Consider the following 12,842-nt stretch of genomic DNA (forward strand, 5'->3'; position numbering starts at 1 on the left):
ATGGCGATAGCGGATAAGATTGAAGCAACGATTGCTCGGAAGGAAGATGCAGGCGGTAAGATAGCCCGCCATGCGAGCCTTTTGTCGCAGCAATTGCAGGAACTGCGCACACGCATGTATCCGCCGAAGTCGGAGAAAAGCCTGCGTCCATTCCTGACCAACGAGGTTTCCAAGCTCACATCCATACCTGATTCCACCCTGAAACTCCTGTCGAGTGAAGGGCGTGGCCCGATTCCAGGACGTCTGGAAAATAATCATCGGGTCTATACACTGGCCCAGATCAACGAGTTGCGGGAACTCTTCGCAAGCCAGAAGCCCTCGGAGGCGTTGAGATTTTCGCCGCGCCGCCGCGAGGGCGAACACCTTCAGGTCGTGGCGATCGCCAACTTCAAGGGCGGCAGTGCCAAGACCACGACCTGCGTTCACCTTGCCCATTATCTAGCGCTGCAGGGCTACCGCGTCCTCGCACTCGATCTCGATCCACAGGCATCGCTTTCGGCACTTTTCGGTGCTCAGCCCGAGTTTGACGTCGGCGCCAATGAGACCATCTATGCGGCGCTGCGCTATGACGACGCCGAGCGCCGATCAATCCGTGACATTATTCGCAAGACCTATTTTGACGGCATCGACCTTATCCCAGGTAACCTCGAGGTCATGGAATATGAGCACGAGACGCCAAGGGTACTGGCCCAGAAATCCGGTTCAGGGGCAATTTTCTTCGAGCGATTGAAGCTCGCGCTGGCCGAAGTCGATCAGGATTACGACGTCGTTATCCTCGATACGCCTCCGTCCCTTGGATTTCTGACGCTCAGCGCAATCTATGCTGCGACCAGTATGATTATCACCGTCCATCCGGCGATGCTTGACGTGGCTTCCATGAGCCAGTTCCTGTTGATGATGGGCGATTTGATCGGCGTGCTAAACGAAAACGGCGCGCAGCTTGATCAGGATTTCATCCGCTATCTCATCACCCGCCATGATCCGAACGACGCACCGCAGTCGCAGGTTGTCGCGATGATGCGCCATCTGTTCGGCACCGATGTGCTTCTACCAACCCTGATCGAAAGCACGGCTGTCGAGGCAGCGGGACTTGCGAAACGCTCAATCTACGAACTCGAAATGGGCCAGATCGGTCGTGATACGCACAAGCGAGCCCGCGAGGCGGTCGATGCCGTCAACGAAGCGATCGTGAAACTCATCAACACCAGCTGGGGGCGCACATGACCAGCAAGTCATCGCGTAAATCCATCGTAGCGAACTTCGGACTGCTGTCTGCAGAGCTGGAAAACCGGCTGTCAACGGAGAACCCTGGCACCGCTCCCCAACCGGCCCCACCCGCGCGTGTCGGCGCCGGCGTGATCGGTGCGGCGCACCGGGCAATCGACGACATCAAGTCGGAACGCGACCGCCTGAAGGCGCTTGTCGAAGCCGGTGGAGGCGCGATCCGCGAACTCGATCCGTCAAAGGTCGACCCCTCGCCTTTTCCCGATCGTCTTCCTGACGACGACGGCTCTGATTTCGAGAGTTTCAGGAACTCAATCCGATCCGAAGGCCAGAAGGTTCCCATCCAGGTCCGCAAATCACCGGCCTCACCTGACCGCTATCAGGTAATTTACGGCCACCGCCGGCTGCAGGCAGCCAAAGATCTCGGTGTTCCGGTCAAGGCTATCGAAGTCGAGATTTCCGACGTCGAACTCGTCATCGCACAGGGTATCGAAAACGCCGATCGCCAGGATCTGAGCTGGATTGAGCGCGCCCTGTTTGCACGCCGTATGGACGATGCCGACGTGAAGCCACGGGATATCAAGGCGGCCCTGTCGATCGACGATCCCGAGCTTGCGCGCATGCGGTTAGTCTACCGCGCCGTTCCGATCGAAATCATAGAAGCAATCGGTAGGGCGGCCAAGGTGGGTCGTCCGAGATGGGCCGAGTTTGCAAAGACGTTCTCCGAAAGCCCTGATCTGCATGACGAAGTGCGCAAGGTGCTATCGGTCACCGCCGGAAAGCGCTTCGGGTCCGACCAGAAGTTTCTGGCAGCTTTGAATGCTCTGAAGCCCAGAGCGCCATTGCAGGAAACCGGCAAAACCATTGCTGGTCCCGCAGGTGAGCAGCTGGGCAGATATTTGCGCACGGCCAAGGAGGTTCGCATTTCGGCGGATACGCGGGCCGGGGCGGAATTCCTGAGCTTTATTGAATCGGAGCTGCCGGCGCTGGCTGAACGCTTCGCTCATGAGAAATTAAAGAACTAATCGAAGCCAAAGCGGACTTCGAAACGATTTTAAGGAAGGAAATCGCGCAAAAGAAAAAGGCCCCCGAAACGTTGCCGTCATGGAAGCCCTTCTCGTCGTGTGAGAGCTAGAGAATCGCATTTCCATGAATCCTAGTCAAGAGTCTTTGGCACCATTTCGGTGAGCGTTGATCTTTTGCCTTTTTGAGAGGCGAAGACATGGAAGGTGGACAAGTGACGACGCCCTTTGGGCGGCGACAGGTTACGCTTGCGCTTGTGAAGCGGCAAATTGCCACGAGCAGGATCGAGGAAGGCAAGTCGGCAAACAAGTGGAAGGTTTTCCGCGACGCATCGGAAGCTCGAGAAGTGCTCGGTCTGCAGGATCGTAGCCTCGCCGTGCTTGACGCGCTGTTGAGCTTCTATCCGGAAAATGAACTGCGTCAGGAAGCACAGCTCATCGTCTTCCCATCAAACATCCAGTTGTCAATTCGCGCTCATGGCATTGCAGGCGCCACTTTGCGGCGGCACCTTGCCCTTCTCGTTGAGGCCGGACTGATCATCCGCAAGGACAGTGCGAACGGCAAACGATACGCTCAAAAAGATGACGGCGGATCAATCGAGCACGCCTTCGGATTCGATATATCGCCGCTTCTTATGCGAGCCGAGGAGCTCGCATGCCTTGCCCAGCAGGTTGCTGCTGATCGCGTTGCCTTTAGACGAGCAAAGGAAAACCTGACCATCTGCCGGCGTGATATCCGCAAGCTAATCACGGCTGCCATTGAAGAAGGTGCTCCAGGCGATTGGGACGAGCTTGAGGAGCGATATCTCCTGCTCGTGAGGCAAATTCCGCGCAATCCGAACCTGGGCGAACTTAGCGATCTGTATGCCAGGATGGGCGGCCTGCGTGAGGACATCCTCAAACTCCTGAATTCCGATGATTTTTCTTCAGAAATGATCAGCAATGATGCCCATATTGAGCGTCACATACAGAATTCAAATACCAACCCTCCAAATGAACTTGAACCTAGCTCTAGAAACGAGCTGGAGGCGAAGCCGAGTGAGAATAAGCGGGCCGTCCATGTGCCGATCAAGGCTTTCCCAATTGGTCTTGTCTTGCGGGCCTGCCCCGAGATTTCGAACTACGGGCCTGAGGGACAAATCGGGAGTTGGCGGGAGCTCATGACAGCCGCCGTGGTCGTCAGGTCGATGCTTGGGGTCAGCCCCTCCGCATATCAGGAGGCCTGTGAGGTAATGGGTCCAGAGAATGCTGCGGTGACGATCGCCTGCATCCTGGAACGTGGCGGTCACATTAATTCGCCAGGTGGATATCTCCGGGATTTGACAAATAAGGCGAAGCGCGGTGAATTCTCACTTGGTCCGGTGCTTATGGCTCTGCTGCGAGCTGGCGGCCACCAGATCAAAGCCGCAGGATGATGGTTGCTTGCAGAGGTGATATCGTCATGGCGGTCTTAGCCTGCGCTTTGGAACCTTGGTCAATGGGAAGGCGTTTGCTTGCTCACAGCATGAAGCGACCACCCTTCCCTGCCCTCCATTGTCCGGTACTTTCATCTGGCCGAGCTGGTGAGCCATGGAACTTGGCGACCAAATCCCGTCAATACTAGAATCTCAACACTTCCCGGCTTCAGGAGGCGGGTCAACGATCAAAACACCTCGATCGCAGAGGTTCACCGAGCAGCCGGGCAACAATGCCTCTGGCTAGTGTCTCCGGATTCGCTGAAACCGGTTTTCTGCTTAACAGGTCCAAGCTGAACCGCGTGCTGAGCCGGCGTGATCCGATCGATTTCCGCGTCGCGCGGATAATTGGTAAGGGACCTGGCCGCCCTGCCCTGTCAAAAACAGAAACGGCGTTTCTACAACGGCGTGCCGCAAATAAACCCGCCTTTAGTTCGGCGGGATTATTTTGCATAACGTTCCTGTAGTTGGTTAGCTCGAGAAACGCTCCGGTCGGAAAGTCGCGAGCATGGGATGTTCGGTTCCTGTAACAATCTCGAAAGCAAGCAATTCGCCCACGATAAGGCCAAGTGTTGCGCCGCTATGGCTGAAGGCCAAGTAATAACCGGGAATGGCCTTGATGGCTCCAATCACCGGCTCGCCGTCGCCCGGGATCGGTTTCCCACCAACACCGATCGAAGCCACTTCGAGTTGCGGATTGCCTTCCATCACCTTGGCAGCCTCCACCAGAAGCTCGGCAACAATGCTGTTATCAATCTCATAGGTGCCGTCCGCACGCACTGTCACACCCTCATCAGCCGCCCAGTCGGCATCCAGCGAGAAGGTACCACCCGGCGCGGGACGGACAGCGACACGCGGTGTGTTAAGGACAGCGCGCAGGGGATGGGCGAACGGTTTGGTCTGCACGAGAAGCGCGATCGGTGTTCCGTCGCCGATGGTCTGTCCGCTTTCCGCAGCCATCTTCGGCACGGCCGGGCCTGTCGCGAGCACAACTGCGTCGGCCAGATGGAGATAGTCTTCTGCGGTTTCCGCACCAACGGCACGACCACCCTCAACCACGACCCGCGCGGCACCCTGGTCCGTCACCAGAACACCCCCGAGCGCGGAAAACTCTTCCAGAAGCACCCCGATCAACGTTGGCAGATCGACCCAGCCTTCGCCGGGATTGAAGATGGCACCTTGGGGGGTGATTGCACGTGCGTCGAGACCGGGCGCGACGCTTGCGACTTCGGCTGCGGAAAGCCGCTGCGCGTCATAGGCGAGCGAAACCTCGTGGCGATAGGCCTCGTCAATCTCGTTGTGCTCGTCATCCGCATCCCAAGTCAGCCCGCCATCGAAACGAAGCCATTCCGCATCAGGGTTCTGTGCCGCGAGCGTACGATAACGGTCGATACCGGCCATCCGCAACTGATGATAGGGTTCCGAGCGCATGCGCGCCGAGTTTAACCAGGAAAGCGAGCGGCCGGAGGCACCGTTGGCGGGCGGGCCGTCATTGAGGATCGTGACCTGAATGCCGCGCCGCGCAAGCTGCACGCCGGTAGAAACGCCGAAGATACCGGCGCCGATGATGACGGCCGAAGAGATAGTGTTGTCGGTCATGGAGTTGGCTTTCAATGAATTGTCATAGGGATGGGGTAAAGCGGTTCAGGGCTCTTCCCAGCGGCCGCTGGCGGCAGAGCGGAAAAGTGCGTCGATCACCTTCATGTTCGCAATCGCGTCGCCAAGCCCGGTATCGAGTGGCTTTCCAGAGAGAACGGCCTCGGCGAATGCATCGGCCTGTTCACGATACTGGTCGACCGGCCCGATCATGATCTCGTCGCGTCCACCGCCGGCAAGATCGCGGCCATCGTCGAAGATAAGGAAAGTCGGCTCATCGGCCGGTGCATTGAAAGGTATGGGAATTTTCAGCCGCCCGCGCGTTCCGAGCACCGTGACCTTCTGCGTGAGGGACAGTTGTGTGGAACAGGTGAAGGCAAGCTGCCTTCCCTCCGGAAACGCCAGCAAGCCGCTCGTCAGCCGATCCGTGCCGAAGACAGGATCACGTTCCACGAGAGCGATTGCTCGCTGCGGTTCCGCGTCGAACAGGAAACGCGCCGTGTTGATGGCATAACAACCGACGTCGAACAGGCCGCCGCCACCAATATCAGCCTGGTTGCGCACATTTCCGGGGTCATCGAGATAATAGGAAAAGATCGTCTGGATGGCCCTGACCTCGCCCAGGCGCCCCTCGGCGATCAACGCACGTGCTTTCTTCCATTGCGGATGGTGGCGAACCATGAAGGCTTCGGCGACTGGCAGTCCCACTGCATTCTGTGCGGCCGCCAGTTCTATTGCCTGCGCGGCATCAAGCGCGATCGGTTTCTCGCAAAGCACGGGTTTGCCCTGCTCCAGCGCCTTGATCGTCATGGGCACATGTAGATGATTGGGCAAAGGGTTATAGATTGCATCTATGTCCGGATCGGCAAGCAAATCCTCGTAGCTGCCATAGGACTTGGCTATCCCGAAGCGGGCCGCCATCTTCTTCGCCTTGACGGCATCGCGCGAGGCAATTGCCGCAACGCGCCCCAGACGGCTTGACTGGATGGCGGGAATGACCGCTTTGGCGGCAATGCCTGCGCAACCGAGTACGCCCCATCGTATCGTTCGTGTCATTTTTTCTCCTCCCCTACCCTCAGAGAACTTCCGCAAGGAAGCGTTGAAGGCGCGGGCTTTGCGGGTTATCAAATATCGCCTCCGGCGTGCCAGTTTCCACCACCCTCCCCTCATCCATGAAGACGACCTGATCGGCGACCCGGCGGGCAAATCCCATTTCATGCGTCACGACGACCATGGTCATGCCGCGCGTGCCGAGCTCGGCCATCAGGTTGAGCACGCCCTTGACCAATTCCGGATCGAGCGCACTCGTCACCTCGTCGAAGAGGATGACTTCCGGCTCCATGGCAAGCGCACGGGCAATCGCGACGCGCTGCTGCTGCCCGCCGGAAAGACCGCCCGGACGATGATGTTGACGGCTCGCAAGACCAACATCGGCAAGCCTTGCCTTGGCGATGCGCTCGGCCTCGGCTGCCGGCAGACCCTTGATCTTCTTCAGCGACAGCATGACGTTTTCCAGCGCCGTGTGATCCGGAAAGAGATTGAAATGCTGGAAGACCATGCCGACCCTGCGGCGCAGCGTTTCCGGCTTCATGGAGAGAATGCTTTCACCATCGATGAGAATATCGCCGCTCTTCGGCTCGACCAGGCGGTTGAGCCCACGCAACAGGGTGGATTTACCTGAACCGGATGGGCCGATGATGCAGGTGACACTGCCCGGCTTTACCGAAAGGTCGACACCCTTCAGCACGTCGAGATCGCCATAGGCCATGCCGAGACGGCGCACATCAAGGCTGCCGCCCTTGAAGGCGACACCGGAAGCGCGGGCTGCACTGTCGAGTTCACTGACCTCCTCCAATCCACTGGTGATGACGGAGGGACGCTGCTTGCCAATTCGCAGGCGATTGTCGATCGCATTGACGACATGGGTGAGCGGCACGGTGACGACGAGATAAAACACGCCCGCCAGCAGCAAAGGCGAAAGATTGCCCGTCACCACCGCCTGGTCCTGTCCCACGCGAAAAATCTCGCGCTCGGAGGCCAAAAGCCCAAGGAAATAGACAAGGCTCGAGTCCTTCACGTTGCCGATGAACTGGTTGACGAGAGCCGGCAGTACGCGGCGCACACCCTGCGGCACGACGATAAGGCGCATGCCCTGACCGTAGCTCATCGACAATGCCCGGCAGGCCTCCATCTGGCCACGGTCGACGCTCTGAATGCCGGAGCGAAAAATCTCGCCGATATAGGCGCCAGCGATCAGGCTGAGCGCCAGAATGCCAAGCGGATAAGGCGACGGTCCGAACAATTCCCGGCCGATGCGGGCAAATCCCTGACCGATCAGGAGGATTGTCACGATGGCCGGCAGCCCGCGGAAAATATCGGTATAAAGACGGGCGGGGATGCGCAGCCAGGGCGAACGGGAAATGCCCATGACAGCGAGCATCATGCCGATGGCGACGCCGAGCACCGTCGAGGTCGCAGCCAGGATCAGCGTATTCTTCAGACCGACTGTGATCATGGTCGGCAGCACTTCGGCCATGGCATTCCAGTCGAGGAAGCTGCGGCGCAGGTTTTCAAGCCAGTTCATCAGGATATCCCTTGAAAGAAAGGCCGGTCCGACCGGTGAAGGCCGGACCGGAAGGCGGCATCACTGCTTGGGAAGATATGCCGGCGGCATCGGTGTGCCGGGGAACCATTTTTCGTGAAGCTTCTTCCAGGTGCCGTCTTGCATGGCCTCTTTCAGGCCCTTGTTGAGCGCCTGGCGCAATGCTTCGTTATCCTTGCGGATGACGAAGCCGGCCGGCGCATCGAAGCTCGGAATATTGACCGCGATCTTTAGCGCCGGATAGCGGGCGGAATAATCCTTTGCAGCCTCGAAATCGAGGAAATGGGCATCGACCGTGCCGTTGTTGAGTGCGGAAACGGCTGAGTTGTTGTCCGGGAATTTTACGAGATCGGTGCCTGCGAAATTTTTCTCGGCATAGATTTCCTGCAGCGTGCCCTGCACGACGCCGAGACGCTTGTCCTTGAGGCCCGCAGCATCGGTGATCGCGGCTTCCGAAGTCAGAACGCTCAGGAAACCTGCAAGATAACCATCGGAGAAATCAACGGTCTCCTTGCGCTTGGCCGTGGTGCCTATTGCGGCGGCCGCAACATCGAAGCGGCCGTTGGCGACCGAGGGCATCAGGGCGGAGAATTCTTGGCCGGTGAAGACCACCTGCTCCTTCTTGAAGCCAAGACGTCCGGCGACATTGAGGAAAAGCTCGATGTCGAAACCGGTAAAGTTACCGTCGGCTGTGGTGAAGGCATAGGGCTTGGCGTCGCCCATCGTGCCGACACTGATGGTGGTGGGATCAATGAGGCCAAGCGGATTGTCGGCAAACGCCGGGGACGCCGCGCCTGTAAGCATACCGAGCGTGACCGCGAGAGCGCTGGCGCGGATTTTGGTAAAGGCGGAAGTGAAGGCTTCGGTAAATCGCATTGGTTTCGTCTCCTCTGGTGTCGTTGTCTGCGATGTATTCAAGACGCACGGGTCCCATCCGGACGGCGACATAACGTCACCTGCCCGGCCCATGCAGTTCGCATGTCGGAAGTCTTTTTGTATTTTGAGACCGGTCTCAGAAAGAAAGAGACCGGTCTCTTTGATTATTGGCAATTGTTATCTTCGCATTTGCCAGTCGTCAAGTTCTCTTGTAAGGCTACCGTTTATGGATAAGAGCCTATCTAAAACTCCTTCCGTCACCGTGGCTGACGTGGCGCGCAGGGCCGGCGTCTCGAAGGCAACGGCTGCACGCGTGCTCGGCGGCTACGGAACTGTTAGCGACAGGGTGCGCGAGGCCGTCACAGCTGCCGCAAGTTCCCTTGACTATCGCCCGAATGAGCTTGCCCGCAGTATGACAACCGGCCGTTCCGGCACGATCGGCGTCGTAGTGGGGGATATCGAGAACCCCTTCTTCAGCCTCGCCGTACGCGGCATCACGGATATCGCCCGGCAGGCGGGGTTTACCGTCATTCTCATCAATTCGGGCGAGGATATTTTTGTTGAGAAAGCGGCCATCCGCACTTTGCTAGCCAGGCGCGTAGACGGACTCATTGTATCGCCAGCTAATGAAAATGATGTCGAGCACCTGCATGAGGCTATTCGCTCGGGACTACCCTTGGCTTTACTTGACCGCGGGAGTGACACGCTCGACGTGGACACGGTTCTTGCCGACGATCGTCATGCTGCCGAGAATGTCACGAGCCGACTAATCGCGCTTGGTCACCGCCGCATTGCCTATCTAACCGCCTGCGACACGCCGGATCATTGCTTCCACACGTCAAAGGACATCAGCACAGGGTCGGTCCGGCGCCGTATCGAGGGATATCTTGACGTCTGCCGTAGGGCTGGCCTTGTTGGCGTAGAGGACTGGGTGAAGGTCGGCGCCGTCACGCCGGAACGCACACACCGGATCGTTGTCGAAATGCTCCAATCGGCAAACCCTCCGACCGCGATTATCGCATCAGACAGCATCATCGGCCTTGAGGTATTCAAGGCTCACCGCGATTTGGGAGTAAATATTCCGGGCGATGTGTCCTTGATCTCTTTCCATGATGCGGACTGGACGTCCGTAACCAGCCCTCCGATCACCGTTGTCCGGCAACCCGTGTATGAACTCGGAGCGACGGCGGCAAGATTGCTTGTCGAGCGGTTGAATGGCGCAGATCAAGCGACCCGCAAGGTGGTCTTAAAAACCGAAGTCGTTGAACGCGCCTCAACCCGGCCGATTTGATGCTGAGGGCTGCTTGGACCCTCGCTGTCCCCTTCTTTCGCCCCCTCCCCTTTGGAACTCCGTAACGTTCGTGGTGTTCTGTTCAAATCGGGGCCGCCCAGCCGCGGCAGCGCCGTGGTTTGCTCTCCAGCGAAATTGAAAGCCATGTGTCAGCCTGATTTGGAAGCGAAGCGCCGCATGTTTGGAATTTCAAAGAGTCGGCTCCGGGATATGACGGGTTGGGGTTCCGTGATGAATGATCAAGCACATGAGGCCGACCGTTGAATCGTCCGCGAGGCCGTCATCGCACAAGTTCACTTGCCTCATCCCGATGTCTTGCGCGGACGTTGGCGTCCAGGCGTGCATTTCATCGTTAAAGCATTCTCGATTGCCGCACCTGACGCGGTGTTGTCGAAGACGCACCAGCCGTCAGGTGCCACGAGTTTAGAAAAGAATCTGATCTCGTCGTCGTTATAAGCGGAATAGTAGATCTTGGGCTTTCCGTGCAGACGAACATATCGCGGGGGTCCGTCGAAGGCTTCGGCAGGCCACACGAGCGCAGGATCGGCGAAGACGCGGTCAATCTTGTGTGTCTTCAGCAGATCAACTGCCTCTTGCGACGCCCAGCTTTCGTGCCGAGCTTCAATGACGATCTGGCCTTCGTCGATCGCCCGCATCGTCTTGAGTGCGTTATCTAACGTTTGGATATCAAAGGCCAACGATGGCGGAAGCTGACACAAAAGCGGCCCACGCTTTTGGCCTAGTGGCGCAAGGTCTTCTATAAAGGTCTCAAACGGCTCTGAGATGTCGTTCATTTTGCGCCTATGCGAAATCTCTTTGGGCACCTTTGCAGAAAATCGAAAGGTGTCGGGCACAGATTCAGCCCATCGCGCAAAGGTGGACGCCTTGTGCCGACGGTAGAAAGTGGAATTGATTTCGACGCCGTTAAAGATGGAGGCGTACCGTTGAAGGCTACTCCCCTCCTCCGGGAACTGGTCGGCGGCCGTTTTGGGTATGGACCACGCCGCAGTAGCAATTGTTGACAAATCGGGTCTCCCTCCAGCTTGAGTCACTTGGTCCAGTTCTACTCATCATAAACCGGGGCTTAGCGCGAAAATCTGTTTCAGCTAGGTTCCTCTTAAAACCTTGTCAGCTGACAAGGTTCCACCGCGGCGATTGGGTCGCGAAGTCAGGCGGATCTTTTCAGTGTCGTATCATGGCGAACAGTCGGTGGATGCTTCGGTCCGCCAAAAACCTTGTCAGCTGACAAGGTTTTTGGCGCACTGCTTCAGTGCGCATAATCTGCACCCTCCTTCGTCCACGGCACGGCATTGAGGCAACCGGGGCACCACCCTACGAGTCATCCCATGGGGTTTCCCATTACGCAGCTCCGCGATGTTGGCATCCCCGGACCTCCCACGAAAGTAACGATGACGCCGGACAATGGCCCGCAGGGCGTGTCTAATCGATGATGGACATTTCCCTTGCTGTCAGTTTAGCCAACGCCTGAGCTCTGACCACACTTGGAACATTTGGGCTAGGCCCGTGGTTTGTAACGGAGGTTAAGACGTCAAAGAGAGGAGATACCATGTCTAACGCAAAATCGACGGATGACGATTACGATGGAAACACAGGTACTACCGATAACCGGTTCGGCTACTCGGCGGAAAGCCGGGCCCAGTTTGACGATGCAAGCGTGATCGCACGCGGAACGGTTGTCGGCGAAACCCTTAATGTTTATCGCCTTGAGCCGGTTGCAGCACCGGACGACCCACGTTGGGAGAATGCGCCCCCCCACGGAACTGTCGTGGTCGCTGCGCGGACTGCGGGTGATGCACGGGTTGTCGCTGCAGGTGCCGAACTCGATTACCTTGAGATCGACGCCCTTCCAGCAGAAGACGTGTCGACGTCGAATGCAAGTGCTTTAGAGATGAGAAGCTCTATACGGTGATTGAGGTGGAGCATGGTCGACAGGGTCTGGTGAGGGGAGTGATCGACGGCGACATCCGTGTCGACACCATCAAGCCGACCCAGATCTGAGTGCACGCCAACGCCGAGGCCAGGGAATGCTCCGCTCCCGCCTTCTTGGTTAGCGTCTTCACACCGTGATCCAGCAGCTTCTTGAGACTGTGGTGCCTGCCCCCCAGCAGCGATGGCTTATTTCTCAGCGAGGGTCGTATCGACGTCGGACGGCATGACGTGGTTTCGATCGAACCCACGCTCCTCCAGAACGCAGCACTGTTGCGGATGCCGGCCATCACGGTGGCGATATGCCGGTCCTTGCGATCGAGCGAGAGGCCACGCTGCGCATAGTTCCAGGCGAGCGAGGAGAGGCGTCGTTGAATGGTTGAGGCGGAGTTGGCCTTGGCGCCGCGCTCCGCCGCGCCAAAGGCACTGCCGGAAGCGCAGGCCGTGATATAGAGCCCGACGGTCTGCGGGTGCGGGGGTAGGGAGAGAGGCGAACCGCCGGCACCACGCTGAAAAGTGCTTCCAGTCGGCAGCATAAGCTTTGCGCGTGGGCGGAGCTGGCCGCTTCGACATAACGCGGGCGCGATCGGCAAGGCCTGCGAGATGAGCTGGCGCCTGATCCTCGCCGACGAGAGAGTAATCGCCCCACACCTCCAGCGCGGAAATATCACGGCCAGAAGCCAAAAGACGGTGCTGAGGTCTCCTCGACGTGAATTTTGGTGTTTTGCCCGATGATTTGGGCCATTTCCCTATAATGACAGAAATGTCCGATAATGCAAGATTATCAGACCTTTAGAGAAAACCGGCGTTGAGGCGTTACGCTGGCCCGC

At 58.1% G+C, this 12,842-nt stretch carries 9 protein-coding genes and 2 pseudogenes; 5 read left to right on the top strand and 6 right to left on the bottom strand.

The features are described from left to right. The 3 genes from repA (at position 1) to repC (ending at position 3,661) form a co-directional block, all read left to right on the top strand. On the top strand, positions 1 to 1,224 hold the full coding sequence (gene repA, locus CFBP5499_RS25485) for a plasmid partitioning protein RepA (RefSeq protein ID WP_175416912.1): 1,224 nt from the start codon (positions 1 to 3) through the stop codon (positions 1,222 to 1,224). Continuing rightward, positions 1,221 to 2,249 carry a plasmid partitioning protein RepB gene (gene repB / locus CFBP5499_RS25490; RefSeq protein WP_080830390.1) on the top strand — a complete coding sequence of 343 codons (1,029 nt, stop codon included), beginning with the start codon at positions 1,221 to 1,223 and terminating at the stop codon, positions 2,247 to 2,249. The genes repA and repB overlap by 4 nt, the downstream gene beginning before the upstream one ends. A gap of 197 nt (positions 2,250 to 2,446) precedes the next feature. Beyond that, a complete protein-coding gene (gene repC, locus CFBP5499_RS25495) occupies positions 2,447 to 3,661 on the top strand; it encodes a plasmid replication protein RepC (protein ID WP_080830391.1) in 1,215 nt (404 codons plus the stop codon). A 510-nt stretch (positions 3,662 to 4,171) separates the two neighbouring features. Here repC and CFBP5499_RS25500 read toward each other — a convergent pair. The 4 genes from CFBP5499_RS25500 to CFBP5499_RS25515 are packed head-to-tail and all read right to left on the bottom strand — an operon-like array spanning position 4,172 to position 8,774. After that, positions 4,172 to 5,299, bottom strand: a complete 1,128-nt coding sequence (locus CFBP5499_RS25500; protein WP_080830392.1) for an NAD(P)/FAD-dependent oxidoreductase — start codon at positions 5,297 to 5,299, stop codon at positions 4,172 to 4,174. Between the two features lie 45 nt (positions 5,300 to 5,344). Next, positions 5,345 to 6,352 carry a Gfo/Idh/MocA family protein gene (locus tag CFBP5499_RS25505; RefSeq protein WP_080830393.1) on the bottom strand — a complete coding sequence of 336 codons (1,008 nt, stop codon included), beginning with the start codon at positions 6,350 to 6,352 and terminating at the stop codon, positions 5,345 to 5,347. A 19-nt stretch (positions 6,353 to 6,371) separates the two neighbouring features. Further along, a complete protein-coding gene (locus CFBP5499_RS30815) occupies positions 6,372 to 7,880 on the bottom strand; it encodes an amino acid ABC transporter permease/ATP-binding protein (RefSeq protein ID WP_080830394.1) in 1,509 nt (502 codons plus the stop codon). A gap of 60 nt (positions 7,881 to 7,940) precedes the next feature. Further along, complete coding sequence (locus CFBP5499_RS25515; RefSeq protein ID WP_080830395.1) at positions 7,941 to 8,774, bottom strand: ABC transporter substrate-binding protein; 834 nt, start codon at positions 8,772 to 8,774, stop codon at positions 7,941 to 7,943. Between the two features lie 226 nt (positions 8,775 to 9,000). Here CFBP5499_RS25515 and CFBP5499_RS25520 point away from each other — a divergent pair, with 226 nt between their 5' ends. After that, positions 9,001 to 10,065, top strand: coding sequence for a LacI family DNA-binding transcriptional regulator (locus tag CFBP5499_RS25520; RefSeq protein WP_080830396.1), 1,065 nt, complete (start codon positions 9,001 to 9,003; stop codon positions 10,063 to 10,065). Positions 10,066 to 10,367: 302 nt separating this feature from the next. Here CFBP5499_RS25520 and CFBP5499_RS25525 read toward each other — a convergent pair whose 3' ends face one another. After that, positions 10,368 to 11,090, bottom strand: a complete 723-nt coding sequence (locus CFBP5499_RS25525) for a DUF72 domain-containing protein (protein ID WP_080830397.1) — start codon at positions 11,088 to 11,090, stop codon at positions 10,368 to 10,370. Between the two features lie 542 nt (positions 11,091 to 11,632). Between CFBP5499_RS25525 and CFBP5499_RS25530 the strand changes: the two are divergent. Further along, positions 11,633 to 12,084, top strand: a pseudogene (locus CFBP5499_RS25530) (hypothetical protein). A 191-nt stretch (positions 12,085 to 12,275) separates the two neighbouring features. On the opposite strand, the pseudogene CFBP5499_RS25535 reads toward CFBP5499_RS25530, so the two are convergent. After that, positions 12,276 to 12,678 (bottom strand): annotated as a pseudogene (locus CFBP5499_RS25535) (integrase); the annotation flags it as partial. Positions 12,679 to 12,842 lie beyond the last annotated feature (164 nt).

This window comes from Agrobacterium tumefaciens (assembly GCF_005221325.1).
Classification (GTDB): Bacteria; Pseudomonadota; Alphaproteobacteria; order Rhizobiales; family Rhizobiaceae; genus Agrobacterium.